General features: G+C 27.6%; 26 protein-coding genes. 8 read left to right on the top strand and 18 right to left on the bottom strand.

Features of this window, described 5'->3' with window-relative positions; genetic code table 11:
• Positions 1 to 18: 18 nt before the first annotated feature.
• Entirely contained in the window at positions 19 to 843 is an 825-nt protein-coding gene (gene tsf / locus RT575_RS08590; protein ID WP_313386480.1) for a translation elongation factor Ts, read from the top strand.
• Positions 844 to 967: 124 nt separating this feature from the next.
• On the top strand, positions 968 to 1,285 hold the full coding sequence (locus RT575_RS08585) for a T9SS type A sorting domain-containing protein (protein WP_313386481.1): 318 nt from the start codon (positions 968 to 970) through the stop codon (positions 1,283 to 1,285).
• An 84-nt stretch (positions 1,286 to 1,369) separates the two neighbouring features.
• Here the strand turns inward: RT575_RS08585 and RT575_RS08580 are convergent, their stop codons facing one another.
• The 3 genes from RT575_RS08580 to RT575_RS08570 are packed head-to-tail and all read right to left on the bottom strand — an operon-like array spanning position 1,370 to position 2,821.
• Positions 1,370 to 2,038 carry a hypothetical protein gene (locus tag RT575_RS08580; protein WP_313580195.1) on the bottom strand — a complete coding sequence of 223 codons (669 nt, stop codon included), beginning with the start codon at positions 2,036 to 2,038 and terminating at the stop codon, positions 1,370 to 1,372.
• A complete protein-coding gene (locus tag RT575_RS08575) occupies positions 2,001 to 2,447 on the bottom strand; it encodes a hypothetical protein (protein ID WP_313580193.1) in 447 nt (148 codons plus the stop codon). The genes RT575_RS08580 and RT575_RS08575 overlap by 38 nt, the downstream gene beginning before the upstream one ends.
• Positions 2,448 to 2,452: 5 nt before the next feature.
• Entirely contained in the window at positions 2,453 to 2,821 is a 369-nt protein-coding gene (locus RT575_RS08570; RefSeq protein WP_313580191.1) for a DoxX family protein, read from the bottom strand.
• Between the two features lie 87 nt (positions 2,822 to 2,908).
• Here RT575_RS08570 and RT575_RS08565 point away from each other — a divergent pair, with 87 nt between their 5' ends.
• Positions 2,909 to 3,265: a helix-turn-helix domain-containing protein gene (locus tag RT575_RS08565; RefSeq protein ID WP_313580189.1), complete on the top strand. Its 357-nt coding sequence runs from the start codon at positions 2,909 to 2,911 to the stop codon at positions 3,263 to 3,265.
• A gap of 82 nt (positions 3,266 to 3,347) precedes the next feature.
• On the opposite strand, the gene RT575_RS08560 is transcribed toward RT575_RS08565, so the two are convergent.
• From RT575_RS08560 to RT575_RS08550, 3 genes are all read right to left on the bottom strand, one after another.
• A complete protein-coding gene (locus RT575_RS08560; RefSeq protein WP_313580187.1) occupies positions 3,348 to 4,259 on the bottom strand; it encodes a helix-turn-helix transcriptional regulator in 912 nt (303 codons plus the stop codon).
• A 14-nt stretch (positions 4,260 to 4,273) separates the two neighbouring features.
• The gene (locus RT575_RS08555) at positions 4,274 to 5,311 is read right to left on the bottom strand and encodes an NAD(P)-dependent alcohol dehydrogenase (protein WP_313580186.1); all 1,038 of its coding nucleotides are present in this window, start codon (positions 5,309 to 5,311) and stop codon (positions 4,274 to 4,276) included.
• Between the two features lie 85 nt (positions 5,312 to 5,396).
• Positions 5,397 to 5,747 (bottom strand): helix-turn-helix domain-containing protein, encoded by a 351-nt coding sequence (locus tag RT575_RS08550; protein WP_313580185.1) that lies wholly within the window; start codon positions 5,745 to 5,747, stop codon positions 5,397 to 5,399.
• A 142-nt stretch (positions 5,748 to 5,889) separates the two neighbouring features.
• Between RT575_RS08550 and RT575_RS08545 the strand changes: the two genes are divergently transcribed.
• From RT575_RS08545 to RT575_RS08535, 3 genes are all read left to right on the top strand, one after another.
• Complete coding sequence (locus RT575_RS08545; protein WP_313580184.1) at positions 5,890 to 6,762, top strand: arginase family protein; 873 nt, start codon at positions 5,890 to 5,892, stop codon at positions 6,760 to 6,762.
• A 306-nt stretch (positions 6,763 to 7,068) separates the two neighbouring features.
• On the top strand, positions 7,069 to 7,974 hold the full coding sequence (locus tag RT575_RS08540) for a helix-turn-helix transcriptional regulator (protein WP_313580182.1): 906 nt from the start codon (positions 7,069 to 7,071) through the stop codon (positions 7,972 to 7,974).
• Positions 7,975 to 8,052: 78 nt separating this feature from the next.
• Positions 8,053 to 9,054: an aldo/keto reductase gene (locus tag RT575_RS08535; RefSeq protein ID WP_313580180.1), complete on the top strand. Its 1,002-nt coding sequence runs from the start codon at positions 8,053 to 8,055 to the stop codon at positions 9,052 to 9,054.
• Positions 9,055 to 9,133: 79 nt separating this feature from the next.
• Here the strand turns inward: RT575_RS08535 and RT575_RS08530 are convergent, their stop codons facing one another.
• From RT575_RS08530 to hemA, 11 genes are all read right to left on the bottom strand, one after another.
• Positions 9,134 to 9,724, bottom strand: coding sequence for a hypothetical protein (locus RT575_RS08530; RefSeq protein WP_313580178.1), 591 nt, complete (start codon positions 9,722 to 9,724; stop codon positions 9,134 to 9,136).
• Between the two features lie 176 nt (positions 9,725 to 9,900).
• Positions 9,901 to 10,419, bottom strand: a complete 519-nt coding sequence (locus RT575_RS08525) for an NADPH-dependent FMN reductase (protein ID WP_313580176.1) — start codon at positions 10,417 to 10,419, stop codon at positions 9,901 to 9,903.
• Positions 10,420 to 10,513: 94 nt separating this feature from the next.
• Positions 10,514 to 11,149, bottom strand: a complete 636-nt coding sequence (locus RT575_RS08520) for a hypothetical protein (protein WP_313580174.1) — start codon at positions 11,147 to 11,149, stop codon at positions 10,514 to 10,516.
• A 64-nt stretch (positions 11,150 to 11,213) separates the two neighbouring features.
• Complete coding sequence (locus tag RT575_RS08515) at positions 11,214 to 12,173, bottom strand: nitrilase family protein (RefSeq protein WP_313580172.1); 960 nt, start codon at positions 12,171 to 12,173, stop codon at positions 11,214 to 11,216.
• Between the two features lie 82 nt (positions 12,174 to 12,255).
• Positions 12,256 to 13,074, bottom strand: a complete 819-nt coding sequence (locus RT575_RS08510) for a helix-turn-helix domain-containing protein (protein WP_313580170.1) — start codon at positions 13,072 to 13,074, stop codon at positions 12,256 to 12,258.
• A gap of 101 nt (positions 13,075 to 13,175) precedes the next feature.
• Entirely contained in the window at positions 13,176 to 13,646 is a 471-nt protein-coding gene (locus RT575_RS08505; protein WP_313580168.1) for a GNAT family N-acetyltransferase, read from the bottom strand.
• Between the two features lie 42 nt (positions 13,647 to 13,688).
• Positions 13,689 to 14,123, bottom strand: a complete 435-nt coding sequence (locus RT575_RS08500) for a GNAT family N-acetyltransferase (RefSeq protein WP_313580166.1) — start codon at positions 14,121 to 14,123, stop codon at positions 13,689 to 13,691.
• Positions 14,124 to 14,495: 372 nt separating this feature from the next.
• Complete coding sequence (hemE, locus tag RT575_RS08495; protein ID WP_313580164.1) at positions 14,496 to 15,524, bottom strand: uroporphyrinogen decarboxylase; 1,029 nt, start codon at positions 15,522 to 15,524, stop codon at positions 14,496 to 14,498.
• Positions 15,511 to 16,188, bottom strand: a complete 678-nt coding sequence (locus RT575_RS08490) for a uroporphyrinogen-III synthase (RefSeq protein WP_313580162.1) — start codon at positions 16,186 to 16,188, stop codon at positions 15,511 to 15,513. Before RT575_RS08490 ends, hemE begins: the two co-directional genes overlap by 14 nt.
• Positions 16,185 to 17,114 carry a hydroxymethylbilane synthase gene (gene hemC / locus RT575_RS08485; protein WP_313580160.1) on the bottom strand — a complete coding sequence of 310 codons (930 nt, stop codon included), beginning with the start codon at positions 17,112 to 17,114 and terminating at the stop codon, positions 16,185 to 16,187. Before hemC ends, RT575_RS08490 begins: the two co-directional genes overlap by 4 nt.
• An 8-nt stretch (positions 17,115 to 17,122) precedes the next feature.
• Positions 17,123 to 18,370 (bottom strand): glutamyl-tRNA reductase, encoded by a 1,248-nt coding sequence (hemA, locus tag RT575_RS08480; protein WP_313580158.1) that lies wholly within the window; start codon positions 18,368 to 18,370, stop codon positions 17,123 to 17,125.
• 196 nt (positions 18,371 to 18,566) lie between these two features.
• Between hemA and RT575_RS08475 the strand changes: the two genes are divergently transcribed.
• A complete protein-coding gene (locus tag RT575_RS08475) occupies positions 18,567 to 19,445 on the top strand; it encodes an AraC family transcriptional regulator (protein WP_313386496.1) in 879 nt (292 codons plus the stop codon).
• Positions 19,446 to 19,518: 73 nt separating this feature from the next.
• Positions 19,519 to 20,565: an endonuclease I family protein gene (locus RT575_RS08470; RefSeq protein ID WP_313580156.1), complete on the top strand. Its 1,047-nt coding sequence runs from the start codon at positions 19,519 to 19,521 to the stop codon at positions 20,563 to 20,565.
• 77 nt (positions 20,566 to 20,642) lie between these two features.
• Here RT575_RS08470 and RT575_RS08465 read toward each other — a convergent pair whose 3' ends face one another.
• Positions 20,643 to 21,158 carry a hypothetical protein gene (locus RT575_RS08465; protein WP_313580154.1) on the bottom strand — a complete coding sequence of 172 codons (516 nt, stop codon included), beginning with the start codon at positions 21,156 to 21,158 and terminating at the stop codon, positions 20,643 to 20,645.
• Positions 21,159 to 21,201: the final 43 nt, after the last annotated feature.

Raw genomic sequence — 21,201 nt, 5'->3', positions numbered from 1 at the left:
AATAAAAAAAATATTACTATGAGCTATAAAGCAACAGCCGCTGAGGTAAGTAAATTAAGAAACGCAACTGGTGCGGGTATGATGGACTCTAAAAAAGCTTTAGAAGAAGCTGGTGGAGATTTTGACAAAGCTGTAGAAGTTTTACGTAAACAAGGTCAAAAAGTTGCTGCTAAAAGAGCTGACCGTGAATCTACTGAAGGTGCAGTTATTGCAAAAGTAAATGCAGGTGCAAATAAAGGTGTTATTATTGCTTTAGGTTGTGAAACTGATTTCGTTGCTAAGAATGAAGCTTTCGTTCAATTAGCTCATGATATCGCTGAATTAGCTTTAAACTTCGATTCTAAAGAAGATTTATTAAAAGCAGATTTCAATGGTATTTCAGTTGAAGAAAAATTAATCGAACAAACTGGTGTTATCGGTGAAAAAATTGAAATTGCTAACTTCCAAACTATCGAAGGTTTCTCTTTAAACGGATACATCCACGCTGGTAATAGAATTGCTGCAATTGTAGCTTTATCAGGAGAGTACGAAGGAGCTAAAGAAGTTGCTTATGACGTAGCTATGCAAGTTGCTGCTATGAATCCAGTAGCTTTAGATGAGACTCAAGTTTCTCAATCTGTTATTGATACTGAATTAGCAATCGCTAAAGAGCAATTAGCTGCTGAAGGTAAACCAGAAAACATGATTGAAAATATTGCTAAAGGTAAATTACAAAAATTCTTTAAAGAGAATACATTAGTTCACCAAGCTTCAATCAAAGACGGAAAAACTTCTGTACAAGATGTTGTTAAAGCTGTTAATGCTGATTTAAAAGTAACTGGATTTATCCGTTACAGCCTATAATAATTAAATTATTATTCATATAAAAAAGAGATGTCCTAAAGACATCTCTTTTGTTTTTGGTATAAGTTTTGTATTCGTTTGATTAATAAAATTTTATTATTATATTTGTCTATAACGAATGCATATGAAGCACTATATACTATTTATATTTTTATTAACCTTTACTTTTATATCTGCTCAATCTCGATTTGATCAAGATAAGCATTCATCTACAATATATCCTAATCCTGCATCTACATCTTTTACAATAAAATTTGAAAACCCTACAAAAGTTATTAATGTTTCTGTATATTCTATTATAGGAAACGAGGTTTTAAATAAAAGAATAGATGGAAATGATAAAATAAATTTTAATGTACAAAATTTAAGAAAAGGAAAATATATAGTAAGAATTTTAAACAATGATGGCTCTACTGAAACACAATCATTAATCAAAAATTAACAAGTAATTTCTAAAATACAATTCAAAAAAAAGTAGCTTTAAAAATTTTAAAGCTACTTTTTTTGAATTTATATAATTTTATTATTATAGAAAAGGATAATCAATGTAACCTTTTTCTCCTCCTCCAAACATCGTTAGTTTATCAGGTTGATTAAGATCTTCATTTAACTCAAAACGTTTAGGTAAATCTGGATTCGCTAAAAATGATACTCCAAAAGAAATCAATTTCGCTATTCCCTTCTCCAATTCTTCTTCAGCAGAAATTTTAGTATAAGCTGTATTTGCAATAAGTGTATTTTTTGATAGTTTACCAAATAATTCAATTTCATCACCTTTTGGATAATGATCTAATAAAGGAAACATTGGACTACGCTTCATTAATTCTACAAAAGCAAAATCTAATTTATTAAGTTGATTAATTAAATAAGTAAAATTTCCAATAGGATTATCCAAAACAATTCCAGCATAAGGATGTAATGGTGATATTTTTATTCCTACTTTTTCACCTCCAATTGCATTAATTAATTCTTTCATTACTTCTAGAACAAAACGGCTTCGATTTTCTATATTTCCTCCATATTCATCTGTTCTTTGATTTGAACTTTCAGCTAAAAATTGATTAGGTAAATAACCATTTGCAGCATGAAATTCAACTCCATCAAATCCAGCTTCAATAGCATTTTTAGCTGCTTGTACATAATCTTTTATAATTTGTTTAATTTCTAGATTTGTCAATTCTTTTGGAGATTTCATAATCTTTTAATCCTTGGGATGTAAAATGTTGAACTCCCTCTATTGCTATTGCTGAAGGAGCAACAGGTAAAACTCCATTTCTATCAATAGAATGCCCTACGCGACCAGTATGCCATAATTGTGCAAATATTAAACCTCCATTATCATGCACTGATTTTGTTACTTTTTTCCAAGCTGAAACTTGTTTTTCTGTATAAATACCAGGTGTGAATGGACTACCGATTGCCTGTTCTGAAATATTAATTGCTTCAGAAATGATTAATCCTGCACTTACACGTTGTGTATAATATTGTACTGTAATATCTCCTATAACTCCATTTTTATCAGCACGACTTCTTGTCATTGCTGCCATGACCATTTTATTTTTTAAGTCAAGATTTGCTAATTTTATTGGTTCTAATAATTTCATCTATTTTATAATTTATTTTTTATGCGTTGTAATAATTCTGGAAAGCGACAAAAAGCAGCTAACCAAATTATAATTTGAATAATAATGGGAACAGTTATAGGTTGATTATTTACAAAATGTATTGAAATTGCACCTCCTATATATGCTATACCTAATAATGTTCCTATAATTCCTGTTTTAGGTATTAACCAAAATAATGTTATAACTAATTCTAAAATTCCTAATATTATTAAATTTTCATTTCCTCCTACTCCATTTGACATTTCTTTAGAAACTTCACTTCCTGACAATTTCATGAATGCACTACCTAAGAATATAATTGCTACCAAAATTGTACTTATCCAATAAATAATTTGATTTCTCTTGTTCTTCATATTTTCTTTTTCACAAAATTATATTTAATTATTATACATTTGTAACCTGTTACAAAAAGGATAGTAGTTACAAAAAAGTTACTATATATGAGAAATGAAAAAATAAATCATAATGATGAATCTTGTAGAAAAGCATCACTTGCAATACAAGATACATTAGATGTAGTTGGAGGTAAATGGAAACTTATATTGATTTCCATCTTAAGAGATAATAAGATGAAATTTAACGAATTATCTAGAGAAGCTGGAATAAGCCCACGTATTTTGTCAAAAGAATTACAAGAATTAGAAATGAATGATCTTGTGAATAGAAAAGTTTGTGATACCAAACCTGTTACTGTTGAATATTCTTTAACTGAATATAGTTATACATTATCTGAGGTAATAATTGCTTTACACAAATGGGGAATAGCACATAGAGAAAAAATCATAAACTCAAAATAATTATTCTATTACTGAGATTATAAGGTTTGCAACATCTATTAGTTGTTCTTCTGCAAGGAAATATGCTGATTAAAAAAAATATCTATAATTTATTCAGAAAAGAGTTTCTATATTCCAAAGGAGATATATTAACTTTATTCTTAAATAATTTATTAAATGATTGTGGATATTCAAAACCTAATTGATAAGCTATTTCTCCAATAGATAAAACTGTTGTAGTTAATAATTGTTTTGCTTTTTCTATGACCTTATTATGAATATGTTGTTGAGTTGTTTGTCCTGTTGTATTACGTAAAAAATTGCTCAGATAATTTGGAGATATATTCAACTGCTTAGAAACATATTGTACAGTAGGAAAACCATTTTGATGATTAAAATAATTGTCTAATAAATTTTCTAAACGAATAAGAATATCTTCATTCATTTGCTTACTAGAACTAAATTGACGATTATAAAAACGATTACTATATTGTAAAAGTAGTTCTATTTGAGCTATGATAACATCTTTACTAAAAGCATCAAATTTTTTATTAGACTCAATTTTTATACTTTCAAAAATATGTTCTATTATTTTTTCTTCTTGTTCAGATATATATAAAGCTTCATTTATTTTATATGAAAAAAAACCATAATTCTTAACTGTCTTTCTTAGTAAATAACCATTCAAAAATTCTGGATGAAAGCATAGACAAATCCCTTCTGAAGATGACTCTTCTCTATTATGTAAGAGTAATTGATTAGGAGAAATAAAAGTCATTACACCTTTATTATGATCATAGTATTGTTGACCATATTTCAATTCTCCTTTAAAGTTTTTTTTAATTGAGATACAATAAAAACCCAGCATAAAATGCCCTAAAGATTCCAAGTCTTGTATCTTCATGTCCTCAAATCTAAAAACATTGATCAACGGATTATTTGGCATTAATAAACCTAAATATTTGTGTTGCTCAGAAATTGTTTCAAGAATATATGGTTTTTTTATTTTTTTCATAAATAATATTTTATCTATAAAGTGGACATATCAATAACAAATCTATAACGAACATCTCCTTTTTCCATACGAACAAAGGCTTCATTAATATTTTTAATATCTATTAATTCTATATCTGAAACTATATTGTACTCTGTACAAAAATCTAACATTTCTTGAACTTCTTTTAAACCTCCGACACCTGAGCCTGTTATAGATTTATTTCCTACAACTAAAGAAAATGATGATATTTGCCATGGCTCTGGAGGTAAGCCAACATTAATATAAACCCCATTCGTTCTTAAAGTTTCAAGATAAGTATTAATATCATGATTTTGAGATATTGTATCTAAAATAAAATCAAAAGAATGAAATACTGACTTCATTTGATTTTCATCTTTTGAAATAATAAAATTTTTAGCACCAAGCTCTTTGGCTGCTAATTCTTTATTTTTCGATGTACTTATTACTGTTACTTCTGCTCCTAAAGCTACAGCAAATTTTATTGCCATATGACCTAAACCTCCTAAACCTATGACTGCTAATTTATCTCCTTTACCAACTTTCCATTTTTTTAAAGGAGAATATGTTGTTATTCCAGCACATAATAACGGAGCTACAGCTGGTAAATATAATTTTTTTGAAATATGAAAACTAAAATCCTCATTAATAACAATACTATTAGAGTAACCTCCTTGAGTTATATTTCCATTTTTTGTAACACTTCCATACGTCTGTATTCCTTGGATACAAAACTGTTCGTGATTATTTTCACACTCTTCACATTTTCTACAAGAATCCAATTGAGTTCCAACAGCAGCTAAATCTCCAATATTAAATTTTTTTACATTTTTCCCCATTTCGACTACTTTACCTACTATTTCATGACCAGGTACCAAAGGAAAAGTACCTTCTCCCCAATGATTGGTTACAGCATGTAAATCAGAATGGCATACTCCACAATATAGAATCTGTATTAAAACATCATTATCACCAATATTATTTCTCTCAAAATTCCATAATTCTAAATTTTGATTTGCTTTTTTTGCAGCATATCCTTTTACTTGTATCATAATTTATAAATTTTAATACAAATTTCTAAAAGCATTAATCAAAAAATGTATCCAAATCTCTGATATGATTATCCAAAAATGTTACTTAGAAGATATTTAAAAGTTTTTTCATTGTTGGTCTGTAATTGTCGCCCCATTTTTCTACTTCATAAATTATAGGCAATAAAGACTCTCCTACTTCTGTTAATTTATATTCTGAATGAGGAGGAAGTTCAGCATAAATTTTCTTTTCTACGATTCCATAAAATTCCAATTCTCTTAATTGTCTATCTATAACACGTGGACTTGCTTCTGCAAATTGTTTATGAAGTTCACTCGGTCTCATCACTTTTTTTGATAATTCTAAAATTATACAACTTTTCCACTTTCCACCAAAAATTTCCATTGCTATTTTCACTCCACAATCTATTTCAAATGGGATTTTCTTTTTATACATTTCAACACTTTTACGTAAAGATAATCATAGCAATATTATTTACCTATACACACAAATTTGTCTATATACGAATAATTTGGCGCTAATTGTTTAAATTTTATTGAGGTCATAAATTTGCATAACAAATAATAAAATTTGAATAATGGAAAATGAAAAAGATACACTTCGTTTAATTTATCCACAATGGCAAGGAGGAGATATTTCTCAATGGATAAATGATATACCGGCAGATGATGTTTCTAGAGGATATTTTTTAGGAGCACAAATTTTAAATTTTTTAGCACCAGAAAACAATCAAAAAACTATTCAAATTCCTATTTCCTTAGATATAGAAAATAGAAAAACTAAAAATGGAATTATTTCTTATGATGCAATTTTAGAACAAACAAAAACAGCGCTTTCTATTATAAAAGATGAAAAACCTAAAAAAATAATTACTCTTGGAGGTGAGTGTTCTGTAAGTGTACTACCATTTACATATATGTCCTCTCTTTATTCTGATGATATTGCTGTTATTTGGATTGATGCACATCCTGATATAAACGTTCCCGGAGATAATTACACAGGTTATCATGCAATGGCGTTGGCTGCATGTATGGGATTGTGGAATGATGAAATTACTGAAAATCTTCCTTCAAAAATAGATCCTTCTAAAGCTCTTATTGTTGGTTTACGAGAATGGGATACAGGAATGAAAGAAAGACAAGAAGAATTAGGAATAAAAAGTGTATCTCCAGAAGAATTAAAAAAAGATAATACAATAGTCTTAGATTGGTTGAAAAATAGTGGTGCATCAAAAGTTATGATACATTTTGACTTAGATTCTTTGGATCCTGAAGATTTATTTGCGGGTGTTGTTGGTGTTCCGAATGGTATTAAAGTAAATGAGGTTATAAATTTAATTAATAATATAAATGATAACTATGATATTGTTGCTTTTACTATTGCTGAACCTTTACCAAAAACTGCAATTAAAATAAAAAATATGTTAAATCAATTATCTATTTTGAAATAGATAATTGATTTAATTTAGAATAACATGTGCAATTTTGTACATGTTACTCTTCTATATCTTTTATTTTTTTTTACTGAATTTCCCCCAAAAATATTATTGGACAGAATATCTTTAGTAATTTTTATATACGAAACTGCAACAGGGATTGAAGCGGCATCCTTTTATAAACGAAATCAGATTTTAATTAAATTATCGTTTATAAAAGATATAGCGAAAAAGCCCGCTCGGTTGCCCAAAATAAATTTAATCAAAATAAGAGCTTATTAAAAAAAGAAAGTATATTTGAATTTTATAAATTCAGTTAGTATGCCTAAAGTAGAAAGTATAGAACAATTGTATAAACGTGCACCACAAGCAAACCCTTTAAAATTAGAACAAGATAATGCAGGAAAAGGTCATTTTAATGTTTTTACAAGAGATGTATGTTCTTTCCTTAGTCCTTATAGTAGAAGAGATTACTACAAAATTTCTTATATTATAGGCAAAGGAACTTTATATTATGCTGATAAACATATTTATATAGATAAACCTGCTCTTTTGTTCTCTAATCCTAGAGTTCCTTATGCTTGGGAAGCAGAGAATGAAGATCAGAAAGGTTGGTTTTGTTTGTTTAATGATTATTTTCTGAATCATGATGAAAAAGTTGGTCATTTACAAAACTCTCCTTTGTTTCAGCTAAACAAACGACCTATTTTTTTCTTGAATGAGCTACAACAAGAACAAGTCAATTATATGTTTTTGTCTATGTCCAATGAAATACAAGGATCTTACGAGCATCGCTATGATTTAATTAGAAGTTATTTGCATGTTTTATTGCATGAGGGAATGAAAATGCAAGAACCAGATGATTTTAAGGTAAACAACAATGCTTCGGGAAGAATCACACAATTGTTTATGGAATTACTAGAAAGACAATTTCCTATTGATAGTCCACATATCCGCCTAGAATTGAATACTGCTAAAATTTTTGCTGAACATTTATGTGTACATACAAACCACTTAAATAGATCTGTGAAAAATGAAACAAATAAAACAACTACCGAAATTATACAAGATAGGATTGCTACAGAAGCAAAAGCTCTGTTACAGCATACATCTTGGTCTATTTCTGAAATTGCTTATAGTCTAGGTTTCGAGTCACAAGCTTACTTTACAAATTTCTTTAAAAAACATATAGAGAGTTCTCCTTCGGAATACCGACGATCGATTTGAAATTTATAATTGATTGTTTGAATACTACAAATTTATTCTATCAACCTCATCTAATTTTGTTCTTATAAAAATAATGATATGAAATATAGAAAACTAGGAAATACAAACGAAAATATTTCCGCTATTGGTTTAGGTTGCATGGGAATGAGCTTTGCTTATGGAAAATCATATGAAAATGAAAACATAGCGACTCTTCACAAAGCCTTGGATCTTGGTATTAATTTTTGGGATACAGCAGATATGTATGGAAATGGAGCGAATGAAGAATTATTATCAAAAGTATTGGTTCCTAATAGAGAAAAAGTATTTATTGCTACTAAATTTGGTTTTCGTTTTAGAGATGGTATTAGTCGACCAAGTAATGCGAATGAAACTTACTTTGACGGTTCACCACAATGGATAAAAATTGCTGTAGAAGATAGTTTAAAAAGACTAAAAATAGATACTATAGATTTATATTATGCTCATCGTGTAGATCCAACTATTCCAATCGAAGAAACTGTTGGTGCAATGGCAGAATTAGTAAAAGAAGGAAAAGTAAAATACTTAGGTCTTAGTGAAGCATCGGCAGAGTCAATAAAAAAAGCGAATGCAATACACCCAATTGCTGCTTTACAAAGTGAATATTCTTTATTAACAAGAAATGTAGAAACAGATATTTTGCCTACATTAAATGATTTAGGAATTTCTCTTGTTCCCTACTCTCCTCTTTCTAGAGGTTTGGTAACAAATAAATTAGATTTAAGCAAATTGGACAGTTCTGATTTCAGAAATTTTATTCCTCGTAATAATGGTGAAGCATTACAAAATAACCAAAATTTAGTTAGTGAGTTTGCTGCATTTGCAAATAAAAAAGGTGCAACTCCAGCTCAACTAGCTATTGCATGGGTTTTGGCACAAGGAGAAAATATAATTCCAATTCCTGGTACACGTAAAGCATCTCGATTAGAAGAAAATGCTGGTTCAGTCGACTTAGAATTAAATACAAGCGATTTAGAAAATATTTCTAAAATTCTTGAGAAATATCCTAATGTTGGTGATCGTTATAGCGAGGATGCTATGAAATTGGTCAATAATTAACAATCAGAAAGAAATATCCAAAATTCAACTTTTAAAAATAGGATTTCAATAAATTGAAATCCTATTTTTTATTTAATTACTATTTTTTATTAATGCAATTTGTAGACATATCATCTAAATAACAATAATAATATCCTGTTTCTAAATCCCTAGAAACATTATGAAACATCTCCTTTAAATGGAGTATTTGATCTATTGTTGTAACTATACTCTGTACCTTTTTTCTCAGTTCAGTTTCTTCTTCTACGGTATTTATATCAGACAATGGATAAATATTCATATAATCAAACCTCTTCTCTGTTCCATCCTCCAATAAAAGATCTATTATTAAATCATTACCATCTAAAAAAGTAACTGATTTACATTCCTTATCTGTATTACAATTAACCAAAGATTCTATTCCTAAATCATTCAAATCATCAAATAATCTTTTTGTTTGTGCATCAGTAATCTCTGTCTTAATTTTAATTGGGATACTTGTTCCTTTTCGCATCTGAGCTTGCTTAGAAAAATCTGTTTCTAAAAAACCTAATACAGTTCCATCATTATATTGTATTAAAGTTAGTGTTTGCGGTTTTCCACAAAAAGAAATTTTATAGCTTGTTTTAATTTTCTGTGCATTTAAAGAAACAACCAAAAACAAAAGAAAAAGAGTAAAAATTTTTCGCATATATACATTTTAAATTAGTAAGCTTAAATTTAGTACAATTAATCATAACTTTAACTTATGTAAATAATTAAAATTAATTGGGGCGTTCCGTTCCGACGTGCTTTACATTCCAATCTTTTTCTGAGGAAAAGGATTTCCATTGCAATCACTAACGCAGAAATATTAAAATATCAAATTCAACCTTCTACCGTTTTTATAAAATGATTGATTGTAATATTTAACTCATTTGCTGTTTGATCATTTAATTGACTAGAATTATCAAACCTTCCTTTTATTCCTTTTATCAACAAATTATTATCTTCTGAGACTTTAGCTCCTAATGTTTCTAAAATTAATTTTAATTCTTCATGTCCTCTTTCTCCACTTGCAGAAGCTGTAATAATAGAAACTGGTTTATTGGTAAAAATAACGGAAGAAACACACCATTCTAACAAATTTTTTAATCCACTTGGGATACTAAAAATATATTCTGGAGTCGAAAAAATAATTCCATCTGCTTTTTCTATTCTAGATTTTATTGCTTGAACAGTTTCAGGAGTATTTTCATCAGTAATTGAAGTATCAAAGTGAGGTAAATTTTTAAGATCATTAAAAATTTCAATATTCATCGATTCAAAATGATCTGTAATATATTCTACTAATTTCAAATTAGACGATTCTTCTGTTGCGCTACCTATAATTGCTAAAATATTCATTTATATTATTATTTTATATACAACAAATATAAAAATGCAAATACTATGTATTCATTTATTACTATATCTAAATTTTATTGTTTAATAAATAAAACTAACATGGAGACCACCAATACATAAAAGATAATTTTCCATTTCTAAGAAAAAATTTCATATGATCTCCATCAGAATCAGGGTAATCACCTTCTCTTAAATCAAAAACTTGTAGTTTACCTTCATTATAAACGTCTAAAATATATATTTTACTAATTGCATTAGGAAACAATTTACTTAGTTCATCTACTGTAGTAGTAGAATTTAGAATAATATTATTATACTTAATATAGTTATTATCATTAAATCTAAATTTACTAATAGCTACTTCACCATCGCTCATTTCGAATTCAGAACCATTTTTATATAACATTTTATCATTTGGATTCTTATATCCATTATCTCCCATAAAAACAAACGAACAAACTCCTATTGTATCAACAGAAACAATACTATCTGGTTTACCAAAATATTTTTCAAAATCTTTCAAAGGAAAAAATCTTTTAATTTTTCCATTAAACAAAGCACTATCAATATCTAATATTTCTAAATCTTCGAAAGATATTTTTTTTGTTTCACTTTTTTCTATAGTATTGGGTTCATCATGATTTGATTCTATCCTTTTTTCACAAGAGAATACACACAGAAGAAAAAGAAATAATAAACTATTTGTAAATAGCTTTTTAGTTGTAGACATATAAGTGATTTTAATAAATCAAAATTACAAAAATTAGTTTCTGATTATTAGTAATATATATTTATTATTCATTACTATCTTCGTTCATCCAAACAACTTTTTGTTCTGATTCGTGTTCTTTACCTATAATATCTTTATACAAACTAGGTCTTCGAGCATTTACATAACGATAACCTCCAGCTGCAATTAATTTATCTGAAGTAATTGTTACTGTAACAAAACTATCATCAAGATCTCTACATTCAGCTAAAATATCTCCAAACGGATCAAGTATCATAGAACATCCATTTTTCAATTGATCGTCGTCCATTCCTATAGCATTAGAAAAAACAACATAAATACCATTATCATAAGCTCTTGCTGGTAACCATTTCATTAACCAAGCCCTTCCTTTCATTCCATCAAACTCTAATCTCAATGAAGTTGGATCAACCTCTCTATTTTCCCATAATATTGGATCCACAAAACCTGCTCCTGGTCTAGAAGATGGTGTACACATCGTTACATGAGGCATGAAAATTATATCAGCCCCAAGAAGTTTTGTTGCTCTCACATTTTCAATTACATTATTATCATAACAAATTAAAATTCCACATTTCCACCCATTAATTTCAAAAATTGTATAACTATTTCCTGCTGTTAAATGTGGATTAATAAAAGGATGTAATTTATGATGTTTAGCTATCAATCCATTTTTATCGATGCAGATATATGATTTAAATAAATTATCATTTTCATCTTTTTCAAACAAGCCTGCTAGAATTACAATATTATATTTCGTTGCAATTTCAATTAACTTCTTTGTACTTTCTCCATTAGGAACATATTCTGCTAAATCAATCATTTGTTCCCTATTTAAAAATCTTGCAAAAGAATAGCCTGTTATTGAGCATTCATGAAAAGCTATTACATCTGCACCTTCTTGTGATGCTTTTTTTGCAAGTTTTTCTATGATTGATAAATTATAAATTTTATCATTATTTCTGGTCTCGAATTGAGCAGATGAAATTTTTATTTTGTCCATTTTATTTGAGTTTAAAAAGTATGGAACAAAAATAGTTTATGAGGAAATTTAAGAATTGTATAAAACCGACATCACTATGAATTTATTCTAGTTTTATTTCGAAAAAATTAACTGCTAATCGACTTGTATTATTAAGATATTCAGTAGGTGTAATTCCTGTATATTTTTTAAATTCTTTAATTAAATGTGCTTGGTCAGCATAGCCTGCTTCATAAGATAAATTCGTTAAATTTTTATCTATTGTTCTACTTTTTAAAAGATTTAAAAAATTATGAAGCATGACTATATTTCCATATTTTTTAGGATTTAATCCTATCGATTCTTTAAATATTCTTTGAATATGTCTTTCTGTATAGCCTGAATAATTTTCTAATTGAGTTGAAGTTACTTGTCCTTTATTTTTCAAAATAAAAGACAATAAAGATGGAATAAAATTTTTATTTACAGATTGTCTTTTAATAACTTGCTCAATGAAGAAATTATTTAAAATATTTAATCTTAAATCTAATTTACTTTCTTCAGATAATCTTTCGTAAAGTTCTTCTCCATTTTTTCCTAACAATTCTGTTATTGACGTTATTTCATCTCTCAACTCTATTGCTGGAATACCTAAAAGATGATTGATTCCATAAGGTTGAAATACAACTATAATTATTTTAGTATTTTTAGTTAAAAATAAATCTTTGAAAGCACTTATTTGACCATATAAAAATGAATCTGGATATTTAAAAATTTTAGTCTCAGAATTATTGATATATAAACTAGCTGTAAAAGTAAATACCATACCTGTATTTCCATCTGAAAATAAACGGAGTTTTTTTAAATTAAAATCACTTTCACTTTCTAAAAAAAGATAATGTTTAATGTAGGGTACTAATTCTTTTATTGGCGCAATTTGCATTACTTATTTTTATTTAAAATTTAGATATTTCATGCTAAATTGAAATTAAATATTAAAAAAAAGAACATTTTTAAGAGAATAATCAAAATGTAAATCAATTATTATTTATAATAATTTAATTGTATTTCGTGTAGAATAGCAATATTATCATATCCCAATATAGGAATAGAAGGTTTTAATTTTCTTGATTTTTCAATAGCATTAATGTAAATATCTGTTATAATAAAACCTCGTTTTTGATAAAATTTTAATGCATTCAAATTATCATTTGTTGTAATAAGCCAAAGTTTATTATATTGATAAGACCTAAATAGTTCTATTACTTCGTTAATCAATGCCGTTCCTATTCCTTTATTTTCTATAAAGCTATCTAAAGAAACAATTTCAATTTCATTATTATCAATCGTAAATGTTATTATACCTATAATTTCTTTATTTTTTATATATACAAAAGACTCGAGATTATCTATATAATGAACTTTGGATTTAGATACCATAAAATCTGTATTCCAACACTCTGTAAATATCTTTTTTACATTACTTTTCAAATCTTTATTTACTCTTTTTATCATTTTTTATTAAATTCACATCAAAATAAATAACTACAAAATAAATTAGAGTTTCATTTTTAATATTGGATAATCTTTTCCTAAATCATCTTTTTCTGTTCTTTCATAGATCTTAAATCCGAATTTTTCATAAAATTCCTTCGCATGATTATTTTGTTCATTAACATCTACCTTATTTGCATGAAGAGTTAATACTGCAAAATCTAGCATTTTTTTACCTAATCCTTTACCTATAAATTTGGGATCTAAGAATAACATTTCAATTTTTTTATTCTGTAAAGCTAAAAAGCCTATTACTATTTCATTCTCTATTAAACAATAAACATCTAAAATCTCAAAATCAAAATTGTAAAGAAATTCTTTTATTTCAATAAAATCTTTCTTATTCAAAAAATGGTGTGTTTCTAGAACAGATTTCTCCCAAACATCTAAAATTTGTTGTTTATATTCTACATTATAATTTTCTATATTAAAACTCATCTTATTATCAATAATATATACTATTAATTATTAAAACCAATACTTATTTATTTTTTTACAATATAAATTTAAACAGGTTCTAAAATAAAAAAAATATTTATTATATGTAATGAATAAAGCGTGAAAAACTATTATTTATTCTTTACAAGAATCGCGTTAGGGGTTGCAGTGGAAATCCTTTTATAATTGATCATTGAGGCTCTCGAAATGTAATGCCAATTGTAAAAGATTGAAACGAAAAACCCGACCGTAGGGAACGCCCAAATTAATGTTAGATGAAAATTAATTTTTCTATACTACTTAAAAAAATAAAAAAAGGTTGTTTCTAACAAAACAACCTTTTTTCTAAGTTCACTTAAAAAGAATATTCTCTTAAGATTTTTTATAGTTTACAACAGCTTCTATAAAAGCTTGTGCGTTTTCTACTGGGACATTTGGTAAAATTCCATGTCCTAGATTAGCGATGTATTTATAAGTACCAAAATCGTCTATCATTTCTTTTACCATTTTTTGAATTATTTCTGGTGGAGATAATAAACGTGATGGATCAAAATTCCCTTGTAATGTTTTCTTGAATCCTGTAAATTCTCTTGCTAATTGTGGTGTTATTGTCCAATCTACTCCTAAAGCTGATGCCTTAGAATCTGCCATTTTTTCTAGAGCAAACCAACATCCTTTTGCAAAAACAGTAACTGGAACTACTTTAGATAATTCGTTTACAATTTGCTCGATGTATTTCCAAGAAAATTCGTCATAATCTTTTGGTGATAACATTCCTCCCCATGAATCGAAAATTTGAATTACATTAGCTCCGTGTTCTACTTTTTTTAGTAAATACTGAATTGTTGTTTGTGTAATTTTTTCCAATAATTGGTGAGCTGCAACTGGATTTTGAAAACAGAATCCTTTTGCTATATCAAAAGATTTAGAACCTTTCCCTTCTACTGCATAACATAACAATGTCCAAGGTGAACCTGCAAAACCAATTAATGGTATTTTATCGTCCAACTCTTTTTTTGTAATATCCATTGCTGCATAAACGTAACCTAACTCTTCTTCAACATCAGGAATATAAACTTTTTCTACGTCTTGTGCTGTACGAATAGGATTCTCTAACCAAGGACCAACCCCTGGTTTCATTTCGAAATTCATTCCCATTGCTTGTGGAACAACTAATATATCCGAAAAAATAATTGCGGCATCTAATGGGAAACGACGAATTGGCTGTACTGTAATTTCTGCAGCTAATTCTGGTGTTTGACAACGTGTAAAGAAATCGTATTTATCTCTTAACTCGATAAATTCTGGTAAATATCTTCCTGCTTGGCGCATCATCCAAACTGGCGGACGTTCTACTTCTTCTCCTCTCAATGCTTTTAAAAGCAAATCATTTTTTATCATTGATATATTTTTTTATATTTTCTATAACTGTTTCTATCAAAGGAATATCTGCAGTTATTATTGTATGTTCTGGATAAATTTCTTGTATCGCAGAAGTTGTTGTTTTTCCTACTGTAAAAATACAAGAAGTTTTTGGAATAGCATTTTTTTGATGAAATGCTTTGAATGATAATGGACTAAAAAATGCATAAGCATCAAAATATTCTTCGAGCTGATAACTTATTTGTTCTGAATAATAAGTTGTCACTTGATTTACATGATGATTGGCTTCTGTAAGTAATTTGATTAGTGTTTCTCGACGAGATGAACCACACAAAAAATTCCATTTTGGCGAATAATTATTACTGATTAGTTTTTCTGCTAAGTCTTCTGCATAATCTTCAACCAAAATAACATTTCTATTTTGTGTTATTAATTTCTCGGCTGTTTTTTTCCCAACTACAAAAAAATTACCTTTTAAATCCAGTTCTTGAATGGCTTCTACTGTATTTTGACTAGTTACAATATATTGCTCAATTGAAGAATCTATCTGTTCTGAGATTTTATCTACTGTATTGAAATCTATTTGTAATGTTGGTCGGCAAACTACCTCAACATTATCACCAAAAGCATTTTTTAAAATGATTGATGGAATAGATTTAGTAAATAAAATCTTCTTAATCACGATTTCTCTGCAATTTCCTTTTTTATTGCTTCTATCAATTTACCTGCTCCTTGTGCAATACATTCTTCAGCAAATTCTTTTCCTTTTGTTTGGTATTCACTTGCTTTGAACTGTCTTTCGATAGCTATCATTTCTTGTCCATCAATCGATAAAATTGCACCTTTAAAAGAATAGTTTTCTTCGTCTATTTTTTCGACCAATGCACCAATTGGGGCTGTACATCCTCCTTCTAATACATTAAGAAATTGACGTTCTACAGTTGCAAAACGTTCACATTCTGGATTATTAATATCACTTAAATCTAATCCTTCTTTAGCTACAATTCCTAAAATTCCTTGTGATGGAGCAGCAATCATCCAATCGATTACTTTGTAATGAAGACCTTTATCTTTTAACTCATCTAATATTTCTGAACGATCTAATCCTGCAAAAGCAAAAATAGCCCCGTCCCACTCTGTATTATCTTGTAATTTCTTTAAACGTAATTGTACATTCCCTCGTAAATCTACAATAGTATCATTTGGGTATTGATGATGCCAAAATGCTTTTCTACGTAAAGAACCTGTCGCTATTATGCGATGTTCTTTTTCGAAAATATCTTCTGATTTATAAACTAAAATATCAGCTGAACTAGCTCTTTCCGGATAAGCAATTAACTCTAAACTTTCAGGTAAAACTGTTGGTACATCTTTTAAAGAATGTACAGCAATATCTACTTTATCATTTAACAAGGCAATATCCAACGAACGAGTAAAAACACCTGTTAATCCAAGTGAATAAATAGGTTGTTTTAAATTTTGATCTCCTTCCGAAGTAATAGGAACTATTTCTGTTGGATGCCCTTTAGCTTCTAAAATAGAAGCTACCTTATTGGCTTGCCAAAGTGCTAATGGACTTTGACGTGTACCAATTTTTATTGTTTTCATGATTAATTTTAAGCTTGTTTTAAACGAAACATTTTTTCCATTAACTGTATAGTTTCATCTGCATTATCTTTATTTTCAATTAAATAAGATGCAAATTGATTTGTTATCTTTTGAATAACTTTTTCAGTTAAAAGTGTTTCACTTTCGTCGATAGTTATATTATCTTTTTTCAAGTTATTTAAAGCAAAAGATTGGAAAAAATCTAATCTATCTTTAAATGACTGAATTGCGGGCACTAATTCTCTTGTTTCTAACCAATCGTAAAACTCAGAAGAATGTTCTTCAATAATTGCTAAAGCTTCTGGTATTGCATTACGACGTTGTGCAATTGTATCATCTACCATTTTAGATAAACCATCAACATTTACTAATTGTATTGTTTCACGAGCTGCTAATGTATGAATTACATTTTCTGGAACTGACATATCAATAATAGTCATTTCTTTATCATAAGGAATCATTTCCTCAGTAATTGTATAATTACTAGCGCCTGTTGCAACAATTAGAATATCTGTTTTTTCTAATTCTTGTTTTAATTCACTATGATCTTTTACAGTAATATCATATTTAAGCCCAAGAACTTCTGCTTTTTCCTTGGTTCTGTTTATTAATGTAATATTTGTATTTGGATAATGCTTTACTAAGTTAGCACATGTATTACGACCAATTTTACCAATGCCATACAAAAGGATATTTTTATTATCTAAATTTCCTTGTGTCGCTTGTATAAAATTTACTGCCGAATAAGCAACAGATGCAGAACCATTACTTAAAAAAGTTTCATTCTTAACTTTTTTACTAATTTGTATTGCAGTATTTACTAATCTTTCAAGAAAAGCATTTGAAGCTCCTTCTTTTTTGAATCTATTAAACCAAATTTTGATTTGACCAATAATATCGAAATCACCTAAAATTTGACTTTCTAATCCAGAAGAAACACGGAACAAATGGTTAATTGCCTCAACACCTTCTTTTACAACCATAAAATTGCGAAAATCTTGCGCATTACCTTCTGTATATTTACAGTATTGTTCTACAATTTGATCTTCGTTTTCTGCAAAACCATAAAACTCTGTACGATTACAAGTTGATACAATAAAAAAATTGTCTAAACCATTCGATTTAGAATCTTTTGTAAACTCACCTACTTGCTCAGGAAAAAATGTATATTTACCTCTTGTTTCAGCATCAGCTTTTTCATAGCTAATTCCTATTACGTAAAAGTTTTCCTCCTTGTTGTTTCCTTTTATTGTCATTTTCTCAAATACTGGTACAAAAATAGTCTCTAAACAAATGTGAAAATAACTTTAAAAATAAAAAATACCTCTAAAAATTAAAGTTTGCTTTTTTAGAATTATTATAAATTAATGTTTTATATTTGTTTCTGAACCTTTATAAAGAGTGAATTTGATAAAAATCAGCTTTTTTATATGATAAACCTCATTAATTGAAATGGATTTAAAAAATACCCATAAAAGTAAAATCACTGAACACAAGTTATCTACCGACATCTATATAGCTCAAATAGATAACTTTACAGAATCTACAGAATCAATTTTAAAAGGTATTGATAAGAGGTATATACAATTCTATTTTTGTACAAAAGGATCTTTGACATTTAATTTTAATAATGGTATTTATAAAATCAATCTACATGAAAATAAAAGTTTTTTATTCTATTATCCAACTTTAGACATTCCTCTTAGTTTAAATATTAATGCAGAAAGTAAAGTTTATATCATTGTTTTATCGATTCAAAAATTACATGAATTATTTGCAGAATATGAAATTCAAAATGATTTAATTTCAAGTATGAATAAAGAAAAATTTTATATTGAACGTGATATTTTTCCTGCATTAAAAATTGTTCTAAATCAAATAGAACAAATGAAACTTTCTCCTCAATTTCAAAATCTATTTTTAATAGGAAAGTTATATGAATTATTCACACTTTATTTTTCTGAAATTGAAAATGAAAACGAACATTGTCCTTTTCTAAATGATGAAAAAGAAAGTAAACAGATTAAGGAAATAAAAGATTATTTAGTTGCTGATTATAAAAACCCTCCTACAATCAAACAGCTTTGCGAAAAATTTTCTATTTCTGAGTATCATCTAAAAGAAGGTTTTAAAGAAATTTATGGAACTACAATTTATGGTTATTTACTAGATAAAAAACTAGAATATGCTTTACATAAATTAGAAGAAAAAAAACAAAAAGTAAAAGATATTTCTTTTGAAATAGGTTACGAAAATCCATCTCATTTTATTTCAGCATTTAAAAAGAAATACGGTGTTACTCCAAAGCAGTATATAAAACAATCTGAATAATTATTTTTAAAAATTTAGATTTTTAATTCTTTATTTAATATTTATTTTCGCGCACTTAATTTATTACTTGCAGATGAAAAATATTTTATTAATATTCTTTCCTGCTTTACTATTTTCACAAATTCCAGATTATTATGAGGGGATTAACTTTAAACAAAATGGTAGTAAAGTAAAGGAAGAATTACATGATTTGATCAACGCCACACACCATTCTACTAACTATACTCCTGGAGTTTGGAATATACTTAACAAATCAGATTTAGCCCCTGAATCAAAAAATAAAGTTTTGATGATTTATGGATTTTCTGATAGTTCTAAAAAATTCTCTGAACAACGAACAAGAGATGTTAATAACAAAAATCAAGGAAAACAAAATGAAACCCCAAATGGAAAATGGGAAAGAGAACATGTTTTTCCAAAATCTTTGGCTGTTCCTAAATTAGATACAAGCCATCCAGGAACAGGAACTGATGCACATAACCTACGAGCTGTCGACAGACAAATAAATGCAACAAGAAATAATAATCCATACAGAGAAAAATCAGCGATTGATAAAGATGGAAAAGCAAAATTAAACAACGGAGCTTTTTATCCTGGTGACGAATGGACTGGCGATGTTGCAAGAATTGTAATGTATATGTATTTACATTATGGTTTAGAAACTGATCCACAAAAAGTAGCGTACAATAAAGCAACTACTAATAAAGATAAAATGCCAACAATGTTCCTTAAATGGAATGCACAAGATAAAGTATCAGAATTTGAAAAAGTAAGAAATGAAGTTATTGCAGCAAAACAAGGCAGTAGAAATCCGTTTATAGATAATCCTTATTTAGCAACAATCATTTGGGGAGGAGAAAAAGCAGAAAATACGTGGAAAGAGTTAGAAAAAAGCAACTCGAATAACAATCTAAAAGTTTCTTATGACTCTAAAACAAATAAAATAAACATTGTTGCTCAAAATTTCAAAAAAGTTAATTTATACACTATTAACGGTCAACTTTTAAAACAATATGTAACAAAAACTATAGATTTAAAAAATTACTCTAACAAGATTTTTATTCTTGCTATAGAACTAAAAGATGGGACTATCTTAACAAGAAAAATTACTAAAAAATAATTTTAAATTCTATATTACATAAAAACAAATTGGCACTATTTAAATAGTGCCAATTTGTTTTTATGTAATAATTAATCTTAACAACCTTCATTATACGTTACTTCAAAAGAAATAACTTTCCCATTAACAATATTAAATTGTAAAATACTTCCAGCATCAAAATCTTCTACATTAAAATAACGCAATGCTTTTGTTCTTTTATCCGTTTTTTCATCATAACCATCAAAAATAGAAATATTGTAATCTTTATATTTAGAAATTAATTCATCTAAACTACTTCCTATTTTTACACCAGATAAAGTTTTTAAAGTAGAATCAGATGATTTTACTCTATAAACATAAAAATTATTAGCAACTCCTTCTTCTCCGTTTGTTGTTAATAAAATTTTATACGTAATCCCTTTAAAAACAATTGTTAAATCATCTGCAGGATAACCATATTCATTTAACTTTAATTTAATTTTTTGTCCAGTTAATTTCTCTAATTCTGAGAATTTCATTCCTAATTTAATATCATTTATACGAGTTGTAGAAACTTGTGCTATTCCAAAAAAACTTATGAACAAAGCTGTAATAAGTAATAATTTTTTCATGATTTTATTTTATTTATAATTTTGATTTTTTTAATAATGCCTA

It is taken from the genome of Chishuiella sp. (assembly GCF_032109125.1).
Lineage (GTDB): Bacteria > Bacteroidota > Bacteroidia > Flavobacteriales > Weeksellaceae > Empedobacter.
Note: the sequence above shows the minus strand (reverse complement) of the source record. Positions and strands in the feature narration are given on the sequence as shown.